Raw genomic sequence first — 21,308 nt, 5'->3', positions numbered from 1 at the left:
AACCTGAGTTCGGGATAAGGATGGAGACAAGAAGGGGGCAAACCCGATAGGCTGAAAATGCTAAAACCTCCAGCCCAGTTTGCCCTCATGTTTAGTCTAGAAGAACTGTTCTGCTCCGTCGATAATTTCTGTCGAGGCTTTGAGCCACAATGGAAACAGCAACTTTTAGGCAGTGGACTTCAGCTTCGGAACCGACCTCGCAGTATTATCGAAACGATCATCGACCAGTTATTAAAGAACATCTCGCAAATCGAGCATTCACGCCATCGTTCTCCAGTCAATGGCTTTGTCAATATTCTCGGCGGCTTGATTGCTTATTGCCATCAGCCCAAAAAGCCGTCATGGCGCTCGACCACAAGTCGCAAAACCCAAATCGATCGTCTCAGCTTGCGTACCGCGTCCCTTGCCAAGAATCCGCTTGCGTCTTACTGGCTGGGTCAAAATCTTGAACGTTCAACTGACTGATTTCGTTTCGCCTTAGAGCATTAGTCATTTGTGCCGATCGCCCCATCGGAGTTAGCGCCGGAACCTCCGTCGCCAACCGAAACAGTAGACGCTCAATCCCATCAGCTTAATTTGCTACCAGATTTTGAGCCACCTTCAAATTCCGAAAACAGATTCGCGCCTGATTCTGAAAATTGGGCTTGACGGAGGAAGCATAAGCATAGACCAGGCTACCCAAGGCGAGTGTTTCGCGTTCGTGCGATTGGCAATCGCTGCGGTCGATCGACTTCCAGCGATCGACCTTCAGAATGTGCTAGCCGATGTTTGCCAGCCCGGGTACGCTCATCGCGCTGCAATCTGGAACGAACTTACACCATCGCCCGCAAACCACATACCGCGCGCGGATGGCCTCCGTATCCGCAAATTCACCCCAAAAAATTTGAGTTACTCCCATGAAAACATTTGTCGAATTCCAGCAGACTTATCTGTGAGCGACTCGCACTGTCGATCGAAGCCGCCACCAAAAAAATTAGCTAATTTTCGTATGCCCTAAAGTCAGGCATTTGCAGTATGAAGTCAGGCGGAAAGCAGTACAAAATCAGTGAGATACAGGTATTTGCAGGGACTGCACTCTACCTGCTTTTATCCGAAAATATCCTGCTTTCCGCCTGCACTTTCCTGCCAAATTGCTGCTTTTTTGTGCTGTTCGTGCCATAACCAATCCCAACAGGTTATGGCTGTTCTTTGTTAGTAGCAAGCAATGGTTTTGTCCGTACAAAGCTTTATTTATTACTTTTAAATAAAAACAATGCACCTCATGAATGCGGTAATCCTAAGTGCAAGGCGATCGCGCTCTTGCTGGCTATCGGACGAACGATTCCCTCGCCATCATTGACATCAGCCGGCTGCAAAATCGCAAACAGGAGGGCAAGGCGCGATCGCGTCGGGCATCCGCCGCTAATGCCGAACTGCACCCTCGGGCTTGTGTCGTACCCGGCGAGGCTCCATCGTAAAGGCGGCTGTCCTGTACACCAACTGGCTCGCTCCTGGCTTCAATATCGACTCACGCGAGTGAGGATACAGCGAGCGTCAAAGTCCAAACTGCCCCATCAAACTTTCTTGCCAAGGCTTCCAGAGTGAGCGTGAGCGCAACTCGCAGCTACCAACAATTCCTATTGCAGTCTTGCAAAAACCCTAAATTGGCAAAAAGTGCTCAAATTCGACTTTTGTACGTACATTTGACATGGCTTGCTATGCGACTACCGTACTAATTACGAGGATTGAGGAGGATTTACAAGGGTCTAAAATACAAAAAATCACGCCAAAAGCAACAATTCTTTACAAAAACCAATAAGCATTTATACTGATTGCGAGCAAAAAAGTAGGAAAAAGGAGGTATAAAAAGGAAAAACTGTGCTGTTGTCTCCTCTTTTTTCCTCCTTTTTTAGCCTTCTAAAATCCGCATCCAGGTCAAATACGGTTTTTACAAAGTAAAATAGCTCTGAATTAAAGGGTGGGTGGCAATAAGCTTCCCCACTCCTCATTCATTCTAGGAGTGGGGAAGCCGCCCTTAACAGGCTATTTTTGACATTTTTAGTTGCTCAAGCGACTTAATCCAAATCATCGATGTCGTCGTCAGCAACATCCACTTCTTCATACACACTTTGCGAGCTGGAAGCAACTGGGCTGCTCTGACGGGCGAGCCGTTGATTGCGAATGCCCCGATGCTTGGCGCGGCGATCGCGGATTGCATCCATATCGGTCAATCCGTATAGTATGCGACTAGCACGCATCAACTCTTTTAAAGGTGTCTCGCTGTAGTCAGCGCGAAATTGGGCATTATGTGTCTCCCAATCAAATTCGCCACCGTTAAAGCGAGCAACACTTGCCAGTTCCCGACCTGATTCTTCTCTCAAAACTTCTAGTACCATTAGGCGAAGTTTATCGTTGTAACTAATGCACTTGTCTAGGGCTTTTATCTGAGTCTTATGAGCTTTAGCGGTATGGGTTGCATTAGTTTTTTGAACTTTTTCAGTGACTCTCATTTCTCAATATTCCTGAATTCAAGTTTGTTCATATACACAGCAGCAATCGCTGCGTCTTTAAGTTTAACTATTGGGCTTAACTTTCACATAAAATATTAATAACTGTGTTTAAAAATAATTAAATTGAAAGCAATTAATACTTTAAACATTTCCCTGAAAGTTGAAAACTATTAAAATACTAATAAGATGAATAAAATAAAAAACTCTACTCTACCGTTTTTAGGTAGAGCAGAGTTTTACATATTCAACAAGAGCGACGGTGAAGGAAGCTGTAAAATTTGAGCGACGGTGAAAGACTATTCTAAATCTTCATCTTCGTCCTCATCTTCGTCCTCATCTTCTTCGTCTTCGGTATCGAAGTCTTCCTCGCTGTCCTCATCCAAGTCTTCTTCGGATTCATCTGTTTCATCATCTTCATCAGCATCAAGTTCATCTTCTAAGTCATCCACATCATCATCATCTTCATCATCGGATTCATCCTGCTTGTTATAGCTATTGCGCTTAGCAAGCGATTCTTGATTGAATTTGACAAGACCTTTAATTGCTTCTTGCGGGTCAAGCTCGAAAACGTCGTATAGTTTTGCCATCACAAGCGCAATGACTTCCATATCGTGGCGCAGTGCATCGGGTTGACCAAATAGAGCTGGAAACACTTCGTTATTCCAACGCTGCCAGTTCATCGTTTTGCCGCGTTTTTTCAACTGTGCAGCAATATCCAAACCTAGTTTTTCCTTGGTAGCGTGACCTACCTTAGTTTGGAGGCGTTTTTCGCGCAGTTGAATTTTGACTCCAAACTTTTTCAGGATGGTAGTTCGCACGCGGTCTAGAAGTGCGTCTGCTTGCTCTTCTACAGTGAGTGTCGAACGGCGACTGACCTGCGATTGGGTAGCTGTCGCTGGGCTTTTTGACTTAGCAGCACCATTGCTTTTGCCATTCAAAGCCACCGCTCCATTGGATGGGCGAGAGTTATGGTTTTTAGCTGTTGTTGTAGCCATGAAGTTTGATTTAATTAAACTACTTCACGGCTAACAGCGCCGTTAGGCGCTCTCAAATTTCATCAAATTTATAATTAGTTTTTTTTATTGTTATTAATAATTATTTATAAAATTGTTACTTTAAAATAAATTTATGTAATAATTCGGTGTGTTTTTTTGAGAGCAGCCGAAATACATAATTATGTATATTTAAGAAATTAGGTAAATAATTCCTAAGAATTAAGCGGAGGTTTGGCTGCTGTAGAACTGTTGGCTGATGGCAACGCTAGACCGTAGCCTATCAATGAGAAGAGTACCTTTGAATATTTCTTACCGTTGAATTTATGCGTACCATCAATGACTGGCTCGCTTTGGCCCAAAAAGGCATTAAGATTGTCGGCCTGGAGTATTACACGCCTGACAGAATCAGAGTTTTAACACAGTTTCACAATTGGGGGCAGGAACTGCATTTGCCTGTTTTCTTTTGGAACTCAGGGTACAGTTGCTTGCAGGAAATTGTGAGTGGGGACGGTCAGTGTATCTTGCAAAATACTGACTTGCACCCAGATTCTGACGTGCTTGAGTTTCTATTAGAGAGTAAGAGAGAGGGAATTTACATTCTTGAGGGAGTGCTAGATTTTGACGAATCCGGTCAGGTGAGTTCGCGTCTGGGGTTTCAACTGGCAAATGCTTACTATCACTCATCTTGGTCTGCGGTTCCTCAGTTTTGGGTGATGCTGGAAAACTACATACAATTGCCGGTGAACTTGCAGCCGTTGATTCCCGTACTGACGACTCCATTACCGTCGCGAGTTGCAGCGCAAAAGGTGGTGGAGTTGTTTTGCGATCGCAATCCTTGGCTTGGCGACAAAGGCGACGAGGTGTTGCAAACTGCTTTGGTTCGAGCTTGCCAGGGGTTGCCCCAAGGTGAGATCGAGTTGATTTTGGAGCGATCGCTAGCTTTTGCTTCGACTGTAGAGGAAATAGCGCAGTTGGTGCTCGACCACAAGGTTAACAAGCTGCGGGGGCGAGGCTTAGAGTTTATTGCCGAGGCAGATGTGCCGGATGCAGGTGGTTTAGACTTGCTAGACGAATCGCTGTCAAAGGTGGCTTCTCTGTTGAGTCCAGAAGCAGAGAAATACGGACTCAAATTTCCCAAGGGAATGATTCTCTGGGGGCCGCCGGGTACGGGCAAAAGTCTGAGTGCTAAACTTGCGGCTAAGAAGATGGGAGTACCGCTGTTGGCGGCTGATTGGGGTTCGATTGTTGGTTCTTCCAGACCAGATTTAGCTTTGCGCGAATTGCTGGAACTGACTCAGGCTTTAAGTCCTACAATTCTCTATTGGGATGATTTTGATAAAGGGTTTGCAGGATGGGATTCCAATTCAGATGGCGGAGTTTCTAGGCGCTTATCGGGGAAGCTTTTAACGTGGATGCAAGAGCATCAATACCCAATTTATATCGTGGCGACAGTTAACCGTTTGGGGATGTTACCGCCGGAATTAATTCGTCGCTTTGATGATATTTTCTTTGTGGATTTGCCTCATGAAGGGGCGATGTATGAGATTTTCAATCTTCATCTCAAAAAATATTTTCCTGAGTTCCGCAATGCTTGTATTTCGCCTTGGACGGATGATGAGTGGCGGATTTTATTGAGGGATTACAGGCTTTGTACGCCAGCAGAAATAGGCAATGCCGTGAGAAAATGTGCTGAGGAGATATATTATCGCGATCGGGTACAAGGTAAACAGCCGGATGAATTGAAAGTGACTTTGAACGACCTCCGGCAACAGCGTTACCAGTTTACGCCGTCGATGCTGCGGGATGAGGAGCAAATTCTAGCGATTCGCAATCAAGCCACTTATGCTAGATCGGCTATTGGGCAGGATCGATCGCGATTTTCTATTCCGCTACAGGAATTGTTTGGTTAGTTGAATTGTGCAATCGCTTCCGGTTGAGTTTTTTGAAATGCCTGCGATTGCGCCGCAGTTATTGAAGGAATCTGTCGAGCTGGCTATCTGTGGTAGCGAGAGCTTCTAGGTTTTGGGTTAAAACGAGTTCTGTCGAACCAGCATGAGCTTGCTTGACTGACAATAAAGAAAAATCTGCTTGACAGACTTAGCAAGCTTGATATAATTAGCACATGAGTCCAGAATCAAACAATTTAGGTTCATTTCTCGCTTCTGCTCGTCAGTATCAAAAATTGACGCTGCGTGCAGTGGAAACAGAAACAGGTATCTCTAATGCCTATATCAGCCAATTAGAGAGGGGCAAAATTCGTTCACCTTCTCCAGTCATCCTGCGTAAGCTTAGCGATCTGTATAACATTCCATATACAACCCTCTTGGAACTAGCCGGTTATCCAGTCCCGCAAAGCGGAAAGCTAGATACATCGCTCACAGATATCGCTGCCAGGTTAGGACCAGTTAGCCCTGACGAAGCCGATGAATTAGCCGATTATCTCAAGTATCTGCGCTCAAAACAAAACAAACGGAAACGTTGATTATGTGGTCTTTATCTGCGGCAAAAACGTTCAAAAAATGTCAACGGCAGTGGTACTACAAAAACTGTCTAGGAAATTGGAAGGCAAAAGATCCTGTCCGTCGTAAAGCCTATTTGCTAAGTAAACTGGATAGTATCAGTTCTTGGCGTGGCAAGATTGTAGATTCTGTGATTAGTGAGGTTATTGTTCCGACGTTAAAAGCAAAACGAACTCCTTCATTCATAGTTGCTCAAGAGAAGGCGAAAGAGCTATTTGACCGACAACTCAAGTTTGCTCGACAACACCCTCTGCATCAACCAGGACTTTCACCTTCCCAATTGGAATCTGACTTTGCTGTATTTCATTGCATGGAATATGGCGGTGAAATTCCTGAGATAGAGATAAAAAAGGCAAAAGCAGAAATTGAGCAAGCCTTAACAAATTTATTTGCCATGCCTGAAGTTTGGGCAGAACTGAGAAAAGCTCAGTATCTTGTAGCTCAACGCCCATTGTCATTTTCACATACTGGTGAAACAGTTCGAGCTGTACCAGATATTATTGCTTTCTATTCCAACCAGCCTCCATTGATTATTGATTGGAAGGTACACTTCTCCGGAATTTACAGAGCTTGGAAGCAACTTGGGATCTATGCACTCGCTCTAACCCGAGGAAAACCGCACAGAGATTTTCCCAAATTGTCACAGTGGGAAGTTAGTGACCTTCAACTTTGGGAAGTTCAATTACTGACAAATCAGATCCGACCTTATCAATTAGACGAAGCGCGCATTTCTGAAATTGATAACTTCATGGCTGAAAGCATCAGCGCAATGCAACTAATCGTAGGAGATTCAAAAAAATCAACACTTGATCCAATGGACTTTTTGACAGCTTTTTCCCCTGAAACCTGCCAGTTTTGTAACTATCAATCAATTTGTTGGGAGTCCGCGTAATGGGCATACAAAGTAACGTTTTTCTATTTTTAAACCTTGCTGAACTTGCGACGCGATATCGACTGTATGAAATAAAGGGTCTTAAGCGGCATTCTGATTACTACCAGAATCGGCAGAGTTTGATTCATCGGTTAAGTTATCAGCTAAAACATCCAGTTACTATTATCGAACGTGACGAAAAACCCTACCTTGTCGTTTCTGCTAATGCACCAGAGCCACCTGAGCGTTGTCAGATTGTCCGAGGGGCTGTGTATTTCAAATCAACAGGCGATACCTTAACCCTGGATTACTCACTGCGTACTCCACAAAATGATGAAATTTGCCAGCGATTCCTTCGTTTCATGGTGCAGTCTGCTCTATTTGACAATGCACAGTTGTGGCAACCATCTGCTGGAAAACCTTTTTTTGAGAAGACTCCTTATCAAGAATTTGATTCAATCTTACTATTTCGCGGATTTTCTGTTCGTCCAGCGTTCACTGAGAAAGGGGGGATTGGATTATGCGTTGATGTGCAACATAAGTTTATCAGTCGAGACCCTTTACCGACTTATTTAACCGAACAAGGATTTCAGCAATATAAAGCCAAGCATTGCATTTATCATTACGGACATCAGTGGTATGAAATTCAACTGAGCGAGCTTTCCGACTTAAATGCAATGGAAGAAATGATTCCAGAAAATAATAATTTGCTTCCTTTGCTTGACTACAGCATTAAACATTCGCGCAAGCCAATTCCACAAGATTTAGCATCTATAGCTCAAGACGCGGCAGTGGTTCATTATTTCAATAATCAGGATAAAGATCGGGCAGCGATCGCAGCGTTATGTCACTTAGTGTATGACACTACAGATCCTACTATTCAGAGGTATCATTCGCACACCATTTTGAAACCCCATATTCGACATTCAGCGATTTGTCAGTTAGTTGAGAAGTACCTGCGAGAGATAAAATTTGGCAATATTACGCTCAAAGTTGCCGATATCCCTGAACAGGTTTCAGAGGAAATGTTCACACTGCCGGATTACCGTTTTGGAAATAACCATCGGTTGTCGGTTCGCGGCACCGAAGGAACGACCCAAGTAACTCTAGATCGAGTTGGGCGGACGAGATTAGAACTACTTCGCAGCTCAAATGCTGGAGTGTATGTGCGAGAACAATTCGATCGTCAGTATCTCTTGCTTCCTCAAACCGTCGGAGATAGTTTTGGATCTAAGTTTGTTCAGGATATAAAAAAGGCTGTCGATCAACTCTATCCAGCAGGAGGAGGCTACAAACCTCAAGTAATCTACTACCCCGATCGTGGTTTCCGAACCTACATTGAGCAGGGTAGAGCCATTCTGAAAACGGTTGACGATCTTCAACTTCAACCAGGTTACGGCGTTGTGATGCTGCCGCATACTTTTAACCGTTTACCGCACCTGCACGATCCCCTTGCAGCTCTAGTTGTCAGGGAACTGAAAGACTATGATTTATACGCAGCTACAATTCACTCAGCAATGGGGCAAGAGTGCTACGAATTACGTTACAACGAACGTGGACAACCTTTCTATGCTGCCCGAAGCCAACAGCAGGGAAAATTGCAAGGCTATCTTCGCGCTGTTGCCTTGAATAAGGTACTACTCACCAATGAGCGATGGCCGTTTGTCTTGGATACCCCTTTGCACGCGGATATTACTATTGGCATTGATGTTAAACATCACACAGCAGGCTACATTGTTGTCAATAAGGACGGAAGTCGAATTTGGACGCTGCCGCCAATTACATCCAAACAGAAAGAACAGTTATCTAGCGAGCGGGTTAAAGCTTGTTTAATTGAGATTTTGACAAAAGAAGCACAGCAAACAACAGAGCTGCTTCTAAACATTGTTATTCATCGTGACGGGCGGATCTATGATTGTGAAATTGAAGGTGCAAAACAAGCGATCGCAACACTTAAGGTACAAGGAACTTTACCTGAAGGTGGTACTTTGACAATTTTAGAAATCTCGAAATCAGCCCCAGTATCCCTGCGGTTATTTGATGTCATCGATCAAGGGGGGCAGCCACAATTTGTGCAAAATCCTAAAATCGGCTGTTACCGTATCATCAACAATGATGGATATCTCTGCTCAACGGGACGACCCTTTTTAAGGCAAGGAACAGTTAAGCCGCTGCATATCAAATATATCGAAGGCAATCTGTCTTTTAAGTTATGTTTAGAAGATATTTACTATTTAACGGCTTTAACCTGGACAAAACCTGATGATTGTAGCCGTTATCCAATCACTACAAAGCTCAACGATCGGAGGCTGAGTGAAGACGCTAGTGAATATGATGAAGATGCACTTCGATTTGATTTATCGGAAGATATAGATTCCGAAGCTATCTCCGATGAATTCACTGATAGTGGGCAAGACAGCGAGGAGGCAATAGCATGAGTACGATCGGTTTATATTCCACTCTTTATAATCGGCTTGCAGAATGCGCTGAACTACTGGATCAAACCTTGATTCAACTCAAACAACAACAGCAGACAGCAATCTCTGACCAGCAGAGACAGTTGGGGCAACTTCTAATTAGCTTGACGCAATCACCAAGGAGTTTGGATGCTCAATTATTAGCCGTTTTGTTGGAAGATACCCCAAGAAAAAGTCTTTCTGAATGGAATCAACTTGGTCAGGCACTTTTGTCAAATCAAATTACGCCGCTCGATATGGCAAAACTAGAAAAACTAGCAAAAATGCTAGAGTATGAAAGGGCAAACGCATTTGCTCGGATGCGAGGTGGCAATGCTTAATCACTATCTGGCAGGTACAATTCCACAAATGATTGAGCGCGGGCGGGTATTAACAGCTAGCATCCCGCGCGATCTTCCTAGGGATTATGATGCCTTGAGAACGACGTGCAAACAACGAGTTGATGAATCAATTCGGTTGCTACAAACATTGCAGTCATCTATAAATACTGCCTTTGGCTCAGAACACTTACGAGCATTTAAGCGCATCGTGTCAGAAATGGATGCGCTTGAAACAGTAGGAATTGCTGCATTGAGTCGAGCTTCCAATGAAGATCACAAAATAAATTCATTAATTAGTAAAATTACGCGGGAGATTAAATATCCTCGTCTAACTCCAGTAATTACAACTCTGTCACAAAGTTATTTTTGTATCTATCCTACATTCAATCTGCTTTGTATTCCCTTAATAGAAGGCAAGTTTTTATTACATTTACCAGATTTGTATCATGAGTTGGCACATCCTTTTTTTACCGAGAGAAATGATCCCCTCATAGAACCATTTCAGCATCGATTTGAAGATGCAATAGTTGAGGTTATTAATCACTTTAACGAGGAGAAAAATAAAGCGGAGTATCGTCGCGGTCCAAAGCATTTGTACGATTTGCTTCATGTTTGGCAAAGATCGTGGGTTCAGTTTTGGATAGAGGAGTTCTTTTGTGACTTGTATGGTGTGTATACCTTGGGGCCTGCATTTGTTTGGTCGCATCTTCATCTAGTGATTAAACGCGGAGGCGATCCTTATGAGGTATTTATGCGACGTACCTCCCATCCGTGTGACCATGCAAGGATGACTGCTATGCTGTATGCACTGCACTTATCAGGATTCCCAGAAATGGCTGAACAGATTCAGCAGAAATGGAGTAAGTTTCTCGAGCAAATTGTAGCCCAACCAGAACCTGAATACCATCGCTGCTATCCTACTACTCTCATTGAGACAGTCGCAAATAAGGCTTGGGATGCTGTACAAGAGATTCAAGCTCGAATCGCAACCCCTATGACTCAAGATCCTATCCATAATTTGTTAAATCAGGCATGGCAAAAGTTTTGGCAGAATCCCTCAATGTATGTTAATTGGGAAAAGCAAGAAGTTGAGAATCTGTTGACTGAGTGTGATCGCTAATGACTGTATTCAACTCCAAGAAGAAGAAATTATTACTTCCACTTCAACAGGAACTTGCTGTAGATATAGTTTTCCGGCAGCTATCATCACTTTTTTGAGCAGATGTGTAGTTCTTTTTAAAGTTGCCTTTGGACACTCTAACAAAATTTCGTCATGTACCACACCAATCAACTTCGCTCCCGTCTTGGGTAAGAGCTTAAACAGACGAGCGATCGCCACTTTCAACATATCAGCAGAAGTTCCTTGAACGGGGTGATTTAGCAACTCAGAAAGCCTGGGTTTCTTTGCCCACCGTCTTCTACGTCCGCCAATTGTACGGATTTGCTTGATGTCTTTGACGTACACCGTTTTCCTGATGCTGTCGTGCCATCTTCTGACTCCAGAATAAGCTTGGAAAAATCGTCTTCTGAATTCTTTAGCTTCATCCAAGGTTAAAAAAACATCATACTTTTCCTCAGCATAAGCTTGGAGTTTGGCAGCACCCATGCCATAAATTAATCCGAAATTAACTGATTTAGCTATCTGTCTATCCTCTGCCGTTACCTCCTCTAATGCCTTACCTGTAATCAAAGATGCCGTTAAAGTATGCAAATCTTCGCGTTTAGCGTAGGCATTCAGCATTCGGCGATCGCCAGATATTTCAGCGACAATCCTTAGCTCGATTTGGCTGTAATCTGCTTTAATAATTTGATATCCGGGAGCAGCAATGAAGCACGCACGCATCCCCTTTGCCGTACAATTCCTGGGAACGTTTTGCAAGTTTGGCTTATTGCAACTAAAGCGTCCAGAACGCGCACCACATTGCCGATAGCTGGGGTGAATTCTCCCCGTTATCGGGTGAATGTGTTTGGGCAATGCCTCAGCAAAGTTGGAACACAAAGATGCTAATTTCCGATAATTCAGTAGCAACTGGATAATCGGGTATTGACGAGCTAGAGGAATAAGTTCGCTCTTACTTGTTGACTTAATTGGAATGTTTAGAGCATGGAGAGCACTTAAAACTTGTACAGACGAACGGGGGTTTATGGTTTCCACCATCTCTGGAAATAGCGAAAGTTGTGCGCTAGGGGCTGGTTTAAGACCGGCTTTCACTAATTCCACCAGCGTAGTCTGCTTTTGAGCTTCCAGTTGCTCGCCCACCAAATGCCAGTGTTTTGCATCCAGTAACATTCCATTTAGTTCCATTTGGGCTACAGCAGGCATCGCTTCAAATTCAATTTCGGCGGTTTCGAGTAACCCAGCATTCTGAAGTTTTGAGATGAGTCGCGCTCTAAGTTTCAGCAGGACAGCAGCATCTAAAGCGGCGTATTCTAACTGAGAAGCTGATAACTTACCTCCGAAATTGCTCGACTGTAGGCTTTTGTCAAGTTTGATTCCTAAAAATTCAAGAGCGAGGGATTGTAGATCGTGGTCTTTCTTGAGTCCAGATCGCAACACCTGACTCGCTAGCATGACATCAAAAAATGGGCCAGACGGTCTAAGTCCAGCTATTTCTAGTACCTGCCAGTCGAACTTACCATTTTGAAATATTTTGAGCGCACGGCTGTTTAGAAGGGCTTTTAAAGGCGATAATTCGCGATCGGCAAAAGCAGCTAGATCGACAATTATCACTGGGCGTTGGGGAACAGCTATTTGGATGAGTCGGATGCGTTCTGTAAGTAGATCTAGGCCGGTGGTTTCTGTGTCTATGGCTATAACACGAGCTTTTATTAAAGGCAAGAGGACATCATTTAGTCTGGAAAAGTTTGTAATCAGCTCGTATTCCACAATAGAATTTGGGGCGTAGTGTGGGGAATTATTCATGGGAGTAGAGGGGTTTTAATGTAATAGTTTTAGTCGTAAAATTGATAGAACTAGCGGAGATATTGGGGCAGATATTCGGTAGAGAAGGCTAAGTTACATTCTTAATATTTATTTCTACCGAAAGTAATAGTGATTTGTTGAAAGGTAAGTTGTGCTGTCCCCACTAATAAAACGGTATAGTGGGGAAGCAATCGTCTACTTTTTATCTATTACGACTAGGTAGCTCTCAACAGTAACCGGGCGATCGCTCCCCCAAAAGATTTCTAAGGGAAGTTCGATTAACTTGGCTGACGTGCGCTTAAGAAAGGCTCGAAATGCTTGCGATCGCGGATCGCCTCGGACATTCATGGAATTGCTAACAACACTTACCAGGCGTCCAGAATTGCCTAGAAAAAGGTTATAGGCACGTTGTATGATATCTAAATCAACTCCTTTGATGTGGGGCGTAGAAAATGGGGGATTTGCCAAAATTCTGTTATATCGCCTCTGCGGTTCAGTTGTTAAAAAATCACTCCCAACTAGATTGAACCCTTTTTGAAACAGAAGTTGTTGTAGCAGCGGGTTTATTTCAATTACATCAACGATCGCACCCGCTCTAACCATAGCCTGCGCCAATAAGCCGTCTCCTGCTGTTGGTTCTAAGGCGTAGATTCCTGAAATAATTTGAGCTTCTTCAACCATAAGCTCAATTAGCTCTGGGGGAGACGGAAACCAGGAATAAGGTGGAGCTTCTCGGATTCGCTCATATAGCATTTCTGCAAGCGATGAAGTATCTTTCATTTTATTTTTGCTGCTATTCGGGCTATAATTGGCGAAGATTGCCTTTTTTTCCGTGTTAAAATAAAGTCAATTGCCCTTCAACTTTTGACTTATCTTTTGGTGACTTAGCTGTTTCCATTTCTGTCGGTACGTCTGCATCATCGCTTTTATCTTGGGACAATTTACGTTTGCCCCAGCCTTGGGACGCTGCATGGCGGACAACGCTTTTCCTAATTGCTCTAGCTAGATGGTGATAATCATTTTGGATGCTGTCAAAGTTCACGACAAAAAATTCAGCTAATTCGGACAAGTTGTAACCATTTGGTAGCCGATTATGTCTTGTCAAGGTGTCTTGTGCTGCCCACATATAGACGTTGTAATAACTGTGGTGCAGAGGAGCTTCAAATGTGGCTCCCATCATATACGCCACGACTTCTGTGGAAGTGCAGTAATTCCCTACAATTCTGTTGCTGTACTCCTCTACAATCAAATCGAGCCTATCGGATAGGCAAGCCGTTTTCAACCAGTCAGGTATGCTTTCTGACCAGGGAGTTTTGTGTAAAACTAATGGGCCTGCATAGTAACGTAAAAGGGGAAGGGGAATTCCGGTCAATTCCAGTAGCACGGCTATTAAGTCGCGGTGCATACCCATCTGGGCTAATAGCTTCAGCTTTTCCAAAATGCCGGACTGAGGTTTTACAGGGTGAGTGGTAATTTATTCAAGTAATTCGGGCGTTAACAGATTTAGCTGAGTCATATCTTTTTGAAGGATAATTGTGTGACGAATGAAGATCAGAAAAATCGCGTAGCGAATTCAGTTACAGGGATTTGCGCCGTCTGTTGGGCAAACAATTCGGCAGAGATACGCGCCTCTATATTTCTGAGTAATTTTTACCCACCTTGCTGGATGGAAGGCGGGCGAAATTAAGAGCAATGGCAGCACTATATTTTGTTTCGTGCAATAGCAGTAGGTCTTGGTTGTTTGCAGATAGGCTACGTCGATCGCCGTAGTCTATCCGCCGATAGGCGGTAGTTTAATTACGACTATCGGATGAAACCCTTACTCGTTATCCCTAGCTACGCTGAATTGTTGATTGTTACGACTTTGTAGCTACATAATTTATGAACGAGCCAAACAATATCTATGGCAATGAACCAGGTTACAGCGCTGATGGCTATGCTGTTAGCGGCTGTGAAAGTAACCCGTGCGAATCTTCCCTTAACGGATATCGAAGCAACGGTTATAGCAGTCAGCAAACAGAGGGATACGGGGTTCCAGACTACTTTGCTGATGGCTATCGAGAAAACGTTTTTGAAGGCGATTTGAATTTAGCAGATACTCCGTGGACGGAGACGGCTGCTAACCCTAACCCCTATTTTAAGAGAGGCGTAAATGACGCTAATTCCTATCAAAATCAAACAGCTACTTCTCATTTCTACGGCGGTGACTTAGAGCTGTAGTGCTTCAGATGGCAGGCTACAAATCGCCTCTATGAAACTTCTCATTTCGGCGACGATAACTTAGAGCTGCAGTGCTTTACGCCGAGGCTGCTCCATGTAAAGCCTCGGTTGAGTGCTTTATTTATTTTAAGAAGCGCAATTGCAGCCTCATTAAGTTCGGTGGGTTCCTTTTTCCCACTTAATTGCTTAACTTTTGTACAGTATCCTCAACCAATAACCAAAGTTTTTTGCACAAACATGAGAAGAATATTATCAACAAGCTCCTGGCAATTATCAATATGGTTATTCTCTCTAGTCTTAATAGTTTCCATTTTGTTTGAGCAACCAATATTTGCTACGGTCCGAATTCCTGCTGATACAACTGAAATGCCAACCAAAATTTTAGAAATACCAGGGATGGACAGGCAAGGAAATCCTACTTCAGTTAATGCCCTCTTGCCAGATTGGACACAAATTTCTTTTTCTCAAATGCCACCCATTAGTCAATCTGGAAGCCTTTCAGCGGGAGAGTACAAGCAGGCAGTTGGGTATGATTTGAGCCGAAGTTGGACAGCAGGCCAAACTCCTGACCAGTACATCATGTTGGGCGATATCAGCCAAGCTTTGCAACCAGAATTGCTATCGTTCGGTTTTGTCGCGCAGCAAGCTGGTCTGAATTTAGATAGCGTAGCTTTAAGCGCATTTACTTTAGTTGCCAAGCAGTCCTTAAATCAGTTAGTTCAGGCTATCCCTCTTCTCGGTCAATTTAAAATCGCAGAGATTGCGCCGGTGGCGGGACTTCTAGCAACAAAAGCTGCTGGCATTGATGTAGCCGATCGCACTCTAGATCGGGTTCTCAGTTCCAATCCACAATTAGGTCAGTTGAAACTGGGAGAAATTGACCTGTCTCAGTATTCTATGTCTTCGATTCCGAACTTAAGCAGCGCTCAACTTGGCGCGTTTTCAGATTGGCAAACGACCTTAATTAAAGACGTACCTGGGCTGAATGCTTTACCTCTGTCTAGCTTTCCCAATCCAATAGCAGAATTCGGCAATTTAGTAATGAGAATTGATGCGATTTATGGCCCCGCCGAGCGACGGCGAACTAAGACGATATCAGGCTCCGACGTTCAGGGATTCTCAGTTACCTGCCAAGAAAATGATTGTGCTTACATCGAACTAGACGATCTGGAGAATTCGGGTCGGAACGCTCGCGGTTCGCTCGAAGGCAAGCAATGGATTAGCGGTAAGTACCAGGAAGTGGAGGGCGGATCGGGCTGTCTTAAAGTTGTCAACGGCGGCAAGGAACCGACGGGAAGATTGCCTTTTGGCAGTGCTTTTAAGGTAGTGGTCATGGAACCGGACGAGCAAACCGATACCGTTGATACGGCTCTATTCTTCCGATTTTGTTCGCCTTGCGGTTGCTCTCCTTATTTCATTGGCCCAGTACCTTTCTTCACCTATCGGGTTAATTCTCCCATTTTCGTTGGGGCGCTGGAATCGTCCTCTGGCGGCTCTTCCTCTGTACCAACTGGGGCAGTTCGCGGCGGAGTATCTTCTCCTGTTACAAAAGGCGTAGCTACAGCAGCTAATATTAATGTTCCTTGTCCTCCGGGTAGCACTGCAGCAGCGCCAGTGTCAGTTGGCAATGTTCAAGGAGTCAATGTTCCCGCTTTGTCGGAAGCGATCGCCAGTATTGAAAGCAGCGGTTCTTACGAGAATACCGGCGTTAATGCTTGCGTTGATGGCGGAAATAATTGCGGGGTTCCGTTGGGCAAGTACCAGTTTATAAACTACGACGAGTACGCTGCTAGTTCAATTTCATCTAAACCAGGGGGTACGCAATTTTTAGCCAAACTGCGAGGCGGTTATCAACCCACTCAAGCAGAACTTTTTCAATTTTTTCCGCCTGCCGATCGAGAAGCTGTTTTTGCTCAAAGTCTCGCTTCTAAGCTGAATGCCACCTCTCAAGAAAAAGACCCTACTACTGGAAGTTTTTTTAGTGGCGATCGCCTGATTGAGCGAGTAGCTCAAAAGCATTTCGGGGGCGACTATTCCAAAGTTGACGGCTCTTCAACCGATACATTCGGTCGTTTAACTCTCTCAAGTTACGGACAGGACGTTTTGAGGCGGTATCGAGAGAGAGGTAGCGCGATCGCGGAGTCGAATGCTGCTGCTTGCGTTCCGACTTCCAGTGCGGCGCAATCCTCTAATTCTGCGAGTGCTGCCCCCGGCGGCGGTCAATCCACGAGTCAGTATATCAAGCCTGCGAATGGGCCAGTAACCAGCCGCTTTGGGATGCGAACTCGTCCGGTTTCCGGGGTGCGGAAAATCTATAACGGCATTGGAATTGCCGGCTCAATAGGAAGTCCGGTAAAAGCTGTTGGCGGCGGCGTTGTCAAGACAGCGGTGTCTAACTGCCAGGAAGGGTTAAAGAACTGCGGCGGTGGCTACGGCAACTGGATCGAAATCGAGCACGGCAACGGTCGCACAACTCGGTATGCTCACCTGCACGAGGGTTCAGTGAAACTCAAAGTTGGCGATCGTGTTTCTCAAGGTCAGGTCATAGGCGGACTAGGCAGCACTGGGACAACGGCAGACCCTCGCTTGCACTTTGAAATCCGCATTAATGGAACGGCTGTTAACCCATCTCAAGAAGGAATTTGAATTAAACGGAGATGTTCTGCACCATGATTTCCTTGAAAAAACGGACAATTATGTTGAAATTTACCTGGGGCTTGCTAACAGCTTTTTTGGTTTATTTGTTGAGCAGTTTATTCACCCATCCCCCAGCTTTTAGCCAGCCGACTCGGAACGCTGATTTCCCTTCAGCTTGCCTTCCAGTTGGTCTAGGGACTCTCAGGACAGAGTTTGTAACTGAAGTAACAGATGGCAGCACTCAATATCGCTTGTTCGATGCCTATTTGCAGGGAGATGCCGTGCCTTTTTCTGTATTGGTTTCTCTCCAAGGGAAGCAGTGTAGCTTGCTTTATTCCAACCCGACAAACGATTTTTATCCTTACAGCCACACTGTCAAGCTGCCGATAGCAAGGCAAATCGCTCTGGGAGAATTGCGTTACTCCATCAACAAGGCAGGGAGTATTGATAAGTTCCGCTCTACCTTGCAGCCCAAATTGGGAGAACCCATTTGGCAATTTTCGGAAGAAGAGCTTTGGGCATTTAAGCAGGTTGGGATTACTGTTCCTTCACTTAGTAAAACCAGCAAAGATAAGTGAGATATGTTCGCTTTAATAAGACTCCTACAAGCAAAAGTTTAACTTTTGCTAAAACCGGATTTAGTAAATTTGCCGGGTGTCTTTCATCACCGGATTTAGTAAATCTGCCGGGTGTCTTTCATCACCGGATTTAGTAAATCTGCCGGGTGTCTTTCATCACCGGATTTGGTATGACATCTACATAGAAATAATTCACGGAGGTTAAAGCAATGTTTAGCAAAAAGCAACAAGTAACTTCAGGTTCAGAACACATAGGGGAGCCACAAATCATAGCTGCAAAGAAAAATTTATTACTGTTTTCTCAACCTTCTCATAAGGAACTCCCAAACCCCGCTTCTAATTCCCTAAATAATTCTCAGTCCAGAGTATCATCGTTTTTATTTATTGGGCGGTGGTTCCGCTTTGGAGTGGTCTTGTTCTTGCTGTTATCGGTGTTGTTAGGAACTGCTGGTTGCACCGCGAGTGCTACAACGATTTCTTGGACACCTGCTACTAGACTCATCCCTGTTGAAACTGTTCAAGGCATAGTTGCCGAAAATTCTGACCTGAACCCCCAGAATTCAGCATCAAATGTGTTGGCTTGGGCTGTAAACGGACAAGCAGGCAGGTTAGTTATTTTTAATTTTAACAGCCCTGGAGTTTGTGGGGCGGGAGGTTGCTTATATGCTGGGTATTTATTCAGAAAGAATGTTCCTCCTCATCGTCGTGTATTTGCTAGTTATTTAAACGAAAACTTGCCACCTAATAAACCGCTACTTCAAGTAGTAAGTGACCCCTCAGAAACCTCTGATTTGCCTTGCTTGCAAGTACAGCAACCGTCACAAAATGGTATTCGGCAGTTGTTTCTTTGCTTCAACGGCCGCCAGTACCAGTTAGCTAACAGTTCCTTGATTAATCTTCCCAATAAAATGGAATAAGCGACTTTAAAGTATTTGAGCTTGGCTCTTCGTTAGCGATCGCCTGTTCCGCACCAATAAAAAAATGCCTCGCTCCCTAACTGGATATGAGGCACTTTTTCAAAAGTAACTAACCGAGGCTGTTAGTCATCTGCTTCCGCATCAAAATCATCATCGAACTCCTCTTCTTCATCTAAATAGTCGAAATCATCCTCTTCTTCTATTACTTCAGCGGCAATTTTACGAGGGGATTTATGATTGGCGGTCTGCTTTTTTCCATTTTCTATTTTACGAGCAGCGGGTGGCAGCACTTGAATTTGCGGTTCGGCTGTACCTGGTAATGCAGGAGTTTCAGTGAATCCGGCAATGATATCGTGCAGCCCCCAAATCGCATTTTTATGCTGCGGGCGTCCCAGATATAGAAAGGGGAAATTATTAGCAGTTGGCTTGGTATAGCTGACAGTTTTACAGCAGTAGCTCTTATTAGAGCCTTCACCTTCTTTAACTCCTTTGAATTCCACCTCTAGGATACCGAGGCTCCGCCATTTATCGGTTTTCCCGCTGAAAGGAATTTGGAAATAATCGGCAAATGCTTTTTCCAACAGACGGTAGAATTCGTCTCTGGCTGCTTTAAAGCTCCAAAGCGCAACATTTTTAAATCTGACGACAATAGGCGTGCTGTGTCTGGGACGATTGTTTTCATCCAAGAAGACAATGGCGTGTTCGCTAACAACATCCATTATCTTTTTATCGAGTTGAGCTTTATACTCTTCGTACAGCCCGACAACACTACCGCCTAGATCGGGGACGTCATTCTTGTAACGAATGTATTCAGGGACGAATCCCAGCACGCATAAGCGGCATTTAGAGAACAGCAAGCCTGTAACATCTTCTGTTAGTCCAATTGTAGTCATTTCCTCTTCTGTTGGCATGACAAACCAATTGGCTTTTTCTAGCTGATCCTCTGGAATTAATATTCCCGCCACTTGTTCGTTGATGACGATGCCATAGGGCAGAATTGGTCGCCTTACTTGATTGTGACCGGGTTCTAGGAGTTCGGGGTCAATTTCAAAATCAAGGTCTTCTGACTGATGTGGGATTGTGCCTTCAGTCATTCCTGCGTTATTTGAGCTTTTTGCTTTAGCTTTACTATTGGTTTTAACCATTCTAAAAGTTTGTGACATTGCAGTTCCTGCAAGGCGGTAGCCTTACCTTTAAAAAGGGTAAGAGGTAGCACAGTTAAGCCTAGTAATTTGGTCAAAAAAATTAAAAATTCATAAATAAATTAACTGGTAGTACAGAACTACCGAATGGTGAGGAAGACTAATTAAGTGTGCAAAAAAAAAGAACGCTTGTGAAAGCGCTCGCGCAGCTTCAGCAATTTCTGAAGTTGCGCTATTATCAGAATCAAGCACTCACAATGCTTTTAATTTCCTTGCTGCCAATATTGGGCGCGATAGACGCTCGGTAAAGCGTTTATTCCTATTGTCCGCAGTAGAGGTAGCCCTTCAACAAAATTGATGGCTCCTTTCAAACCCGCGATCGCATACAAAGAAGCTGCATCTGCTCGTTCAGATAGACTAGCATTGGCTTCTTCTAACAACTTTATTAGATATTCAGGAACCTGTACGAGAGCGCCATCAATACAAGCAAGGGGGACAAATTTAGTATCGGGAGCTAGGGCTTTTGGCTTCAAAAATGGCAGTTCGCGCTGGAAAGGTTTTGGAGTGGGGCGACTGTTTGCTACAGGCGATCGTTCTGATTTGCGCCTATGCCACCGCTTCGCTCGGTAAAAACTCCCTTTCAATAATGGGGGCTGGCTTACCATCAGTACAGCTTCGTGAAAGGGGAAATTCATCTGTTCTCCTTCCTGAATTTTCACCTCTTCTAATTTAGATTTTGTCAACCAGTCAGGCGCCAGCGGACAGTGAGGGTAAGACACGACTTTAGAGTTGTAGGTTAAGTCGGAAAGCAATTTGCCCGTTCTGGATAGTCTGGCGTTAAGATAATGCCACTTTAATCCAGGTAGATAGGCTCCTGAATATTTTACTTCAACGGCTCCCATGTAGAGCCATTCTGTACGTTCTAAAGTTAGCGAAATGTCGCCTCTTCCTAGTTTGATGGTACTGCGTTTTAAAATTTCATAGTCCGGGTGTCTCTTCAAAAGCTCTGACAGCCACTCTTTTTGTTTCTTGTTCACGCTAAAAATATCTTTCAATAATTTTGCTTCCTATCCTGTTGACTGCGTTAGCAGGGATAATATCAAGTGCTGGTTGTTTTCTACCGAAAGTTAGAACTGTTGGCTGTAATTGCTCGTTCCCAAGACTGAACTAACACTGAGTAATTTTGATTTAAGCTTACTTGTCTGCAAACACTAAGTTGT

Annotated in this window: 19 protein-coding genes and 1 pseudogene; 13 read left to right on the top strand and 7 right to left on the bottom strand. The window is 44.2% G+C overall.

Annotated features, from left to right (window positions below; translation table 11 throughout):
• Positions 1–198 precede the first annotated feature (198 nt).
• The 3 genes and pseudogenes from QUA23_RS09190 to QUA23_RS09180 all read left to right on the top strand — a co-directional run.
• Positions 199–342, top strand: a pseudogene (locus QUA23_RS09190) (transposase); the annotation flags it as partial.
• 247 nt (positions 343–589) lie between these two features.
• Entirely contained in the window at positions 590–997 is a 408-nt protein-coding gene (locus tag QUA23_RS09185; RefSeq protein WP_333075374.1) for a hypothetical protein, read from the top strand.
• Positions 998–1,280: 283 nt separating this feature from the next.
• A complete protein-coding gene (locus tag QUA23_RS09180; RefSeq protein ID WP_333075372.1) occupies positions 1,281–1,457 on the top strand; it encodes a hypothetical protein in 177 nt (58 codons plus the stop codon).
• Positions 1,458–2,054: 597 nt separating this feature from the next.
• Here QUA23_RS09180 and QUA23_RS09175 read toward each other — a convergent pair.
• A complete protein-coding gene (locus tag QUA23_RS09175; RefSeq protein WP_333075371.1) occupies positions 2,055–2,489 on the bottom strand; it encodes an aminoacyl-histidine dipeptidase in 435 nt (144 codons plus the stop codon).
• Between the two features lie 296 nt (positions 2,490–2,785).
• Entirely contained in the window at positions 2,786–3,484 is a 699-nt protein-coding gene (locus QUA23_RS09170; protein WP_333075369.1) for a hypothetical protein, read from the bottom strand.
• A gap of 323 nt (positions 3,485–3,807) precedes the next feature.
• Between QUA23_RS09170 and QUA23_RS09165 the strand changes: the two genes are divergently transcribed.
• The 6 genes from QUA23_RS09165 to QUA23_RS09140 all read left to right on the top strand — a co-directional run bounded on the left by QUA23_RS09165 (position 3,808) and on the right by QUA23_RS09140 (position 10,791).
• Positions 3,808–5,394, top strand: a complete 1,587-nt coding sequence (locus QUA23_RS09165; protein ID WP_333075368.1) for an AAA family ATPase — start codon at positions 3,808–3,810, stop codon at positions 5,392–5,394.
• A 212-nt stretch (positions 5,395–5,606) separates the two neighbouring features.
• A complete protein-coding gene (locus QUA23_RS09160; RefSeq protein ID WP_333075367.1) occupies positions 5,607–5,966 on the top strand; it encodes a helix-turn-helix transcriptional regulator in 360 nt (119 codons plus the stop codon).
• Between the two features lie 2 nt (positions 5,967–5,968).
• The gene (locus QUA23_RS09155) at positions 5,969–6,895 is read left to right on the top strand and encodes a PD-(D/E)XK nuclease family protein (protein ID WP_333075366.1); all 927 of its coding nucleotides are present in this window, start codon (positions 5,969–5,971) and stop codon (positions 6,893–6,895) included.
• Positions 6,895–9,312, top strand: a complete 2,418-nt coding sequence (locus QUA23_RS09150) for a Piwi domain-containing protein (protein WP_333075365.1) — start codon at positions 6,895–6,897, stop codon at positions 9,310–9,312. The genes QUA23_RS09155 and QUA23_RS09150 overlap by 1 nt, the downstream gene beginning before the upstream one ends.
• On the top strand, positions 9,309–9,671 hold the full coding sequence (locus QUA23_RS09145) for a hypothetical protein (RefSeq protein WP_333075364.1): 363 nt from the start codon (positions 9,309–9,311) through the stop codon (positions 9,669–9,671). The genes QUA23_RS09150 and QUA23_RS09145 overlap by 4 nt, the downstream gene beginning before the upstream one ends.
• Entirely contained in the window at positions 9,625–10,791 is a 1,167-nt protein-coding gene (locus tag QUA23_RS09140) for a hypothetical protein (RefSeq protein WP_333075363.1), read from the top strand. The genes QUA23_RS09145 and QUA23_RS09140 overlap by 47 nt, the downstream gene beginning before the upstream one ends.
• Positions 10,792–10,800: 9 nt before the next feature.
• On the opposite strand, the gene QUA23_RS09135 is transcribed toward QUA23_RS09140, so the two are convergent.
• The 3 genes from QUA23_RS09135 to QUA23_RS09125 form a co-directional block, all read right to left on the bottom strand.
• Positions 10,801–12,594: a bifunctional 3'-5' exonuclease/DNA polymerase gene (locus QUA23_RS09135; RefSeq protein ID WP_333075361.1), complete on the bottom strand. Its 1,794-nt coding sequence runs from the start codon at positions 12,592–12,594 to the stop codon at positions 10,801–10,803.
• A gap of 195 nt (positions 12,595–12,789) precedes the next feature.
• Complete coding sequence (locus tag QUA23_RS09130) at positions 12,790–13,374, bottom strand: class I SAM-dependent methyltransferase (protein ID WP_333075360.1); 585 nt, start codon at positions 13,372–13,374, stop codon at positions 12,790–12,792.
• A 55-nt stretch (positions 13,375–13,429) separates the two neighbouring features.
• Positions 13,430–13,999 carry a hypothetical protein gene (locus tag QUA23_RS09125; protein WP_333075359.1) on the bottom strand — a complete coding sequence of 190 codons (570 nt, stop codon included), beginning with the start codon at positions 13,997–13,999 and terminating at the stop codon, positions 13,430–13,432.
• 476 nt (positions 14,000–14,475) lie between these two features.
• On the opposite strand from QUA23_RS09125, the gene QUA23_RS09120 reads away from it, so the two are divergent.
• The 4 genes from QUA23_RS09120 to QUA23_RS09105 all read left to right on the top strand — a co-directional run bounded on the left by QUA23_RS09120 (position 14,476) and on the right by QUA23_RS09105 (position 18,946).
• A complete protein-coding gene (locus tag QUA23_RS09120; protein WP_333075358.1) occupies positions 14,476–14,814 on the top strand; it encodes a hypothetical protein in 339 nt (112 codons plus the stop codon).
• 366 nt (positions 14,815–15,180) lie between these two features.
• Positions 15,181–17,460 (top strand): M23 family metallopeptidase, encoded by a 2,280-nt coding sequence (locus QUA23_RS09115; RefSeq protein WP_333075357.1) that lies wholly within the window; start codon positions 15,181–15,183, stop codon positions 17,458–17,460.
• Positions 17,461–17,510: 50 nt separating this feature from the next.
• Positions 17,511–18,029 carry a hypothetical protein gene (locus tag QUA23_RS09110; protein ID WP_333075356.1) on the top strand — a complete coding sequence of 173 codons (519 nt, stop codon included), beginning with the start codon at positions 17,511–17,513 and terminating at the stop codon, positions 18,027–18,029.
• A 209-nt stretch (positions 18,030–18,238) separates the two neighbouring features.
• Complete coding sequence (locus QUA23_RS09105) at positions 18,239–18,946, top strand: hypothetical protein (protein ID WP_333075355.1); 708 nt, start codon at positions 18,239–18,241, stop codon at positions 18,944–18,946.
• A gap of 122 nt (positions 18,947–19,068) precedes the next feature.
• Here QUA23_RS09105 and QUA23_RS09100 read toward each other — a convergent pair whose 3' ends face one another.
• Together QUA23_RS09100 and QUA23_RS09095 are read right to left on the bottom strand one after the other, a co-directional pair.
• Positions 19,069–20,109, bottom strand: coding sequence for a DUF5895 domain-containing protein (locus QUA23_RS09100; protein ID WP_333075353.1), 1,041 nt, complete (start codon positions 20,107–20,109; stop codon positions 19,069–19,071).
• Positions 20,110–20,351: 242 nt separating this feature from the next.
• Complete coding sequence (locus tag QUA23_RS09095) at positions 20,352–21,125, bottom strand: hypothetical protein (protein ID WP_333075351.1); 774 nt, start codon at positions 21,123–21,125, stop codon at positions 20,352–20,354.
• Positions 21,126–21,308 lie beyond the last annotated feature (183 nt).

The organism is Microcoleus sp. Pol1C5 (genome assembly GCF_036701115.1).
Lineage (GTDB): Bacteria > Cyanobacteriota > Cyanobacteriia > Cyanobacteriales > Microcoleaceae > Microcoleus.
This window is presented reverse-complemented; position numbering and strand designations above follow the sequence as displayed.

Bases quoted from the DNA above. Each gene is read 5' to 3' on its own strand.
- QUA23_RS09175 (WP_333075371.1), bottom strand. From the start codon at position 2,489: ATGAGAGTCACTGAAAAAGTTCAAAAAACTAATGCAACCCATACCGCT.
- QUA23_RS09170 (WP_333075369.1), bottom strand. From the start codon at position 3,484: ATGGCTACAACAACAGCTAAAAACCATAACTCTCGCCCATCCAATGGA.
- QUA23_RS09165 (WP_333075368.1), top strand. From the start codon at position 3,808: ATGCGTACCATCAATGACTGGCTCGCTTTGGCCCAAAAAGGCATTAAG.
- QUA23_RS09160 (WP_333075367.1), top strand. From the start codon at position 5,607: ATGAGTCCAGAATCAAACAATTTAGGTTCATTTCTCGCTTCTGCTCGT.
- QUA23_RS09155 (WP_333075366.1), top strand. From the start codon at position 5,969: ATGTGGTCTTTATCTGCGGCAAAAACGTTCAAAAAATGTCAACGGCAG.
- QUA23_RS09150 (WP_333075365.1), top strand. From the start codon at position 6,895: ATGGGCATACAAAGTAACGTTTTTCTATTTTTAAACCTTGCTGAACTT.
- QUA23_RS09145 (WP_333075364.1), top strand. From the start codon at position 9,309: ATGAGTACGATCGGTTTATATTCCACTCTTTATAATCGGCTTGCAGAA.
- QUA23_RS09140 (WP_333075363.1), top strand. From the start codon at position 9,625: ATGAAAGGGCAAACGCATTTGCTCGGATGCGAGGTGGCAATGCTTAAT.
- QUA23_RS09135 (WP_333075361.1), bottom strand. From the start codon at position 12,594: ATGAATAATTCCCCACACTACGCCCCAAATTCTATTGTGGAATACGAG.
- QUA23_RS09130 (WP_333075360.1), bottom strand. From the start codon at position 13,374: ATGAAAGATACTTCATCGCTTGCAGAAATGCTATATGAGCGAATCCGA.
- QUA23_RS09125 (WP_333075359.1), bottom strand. From the start codon at position 13,999: ATGCACCGCGACTTAATAGCCGTGCTACTGGAATTGACCGGAATTCCC.
- QUA23_RS09120 (WP_333075358.1), top strand. From the start codon at position 14,476: ATGAACGAGCCAAACAATATCTATGGCAATGAACCAGGTTACAGCGCT.
- QUA23_RS09115 (WP_333075357.1), top strand. From the start codon at position 15,181: ATGCCAACCAAAATTTTAGAAATACCAGGGATGGACAGGCAAGGAAAT.
- QUA23_RS09110 (WP_333075356.1), top strand. From the start codon at position 17,511: ATGTTGAAATTTACCTGGGGCTTGCTAACAGCTTTTTTGGTTTATTTG.
- QUA23_RS09105 (WP_333075355.1), top strand. From the start codon at position 18,239: ATGTTTAGCAAAAAGCAACAAGTAACTTCAGGTTCAGAACACATAGGG.
- QUA23_RS09100 (WP_333075353.1), bottom strand. From the start codon at position 20,109: ATGTCACAAACTTTTAGAATGGTTAAAACCAATAGTAAAGCTAAAGCA.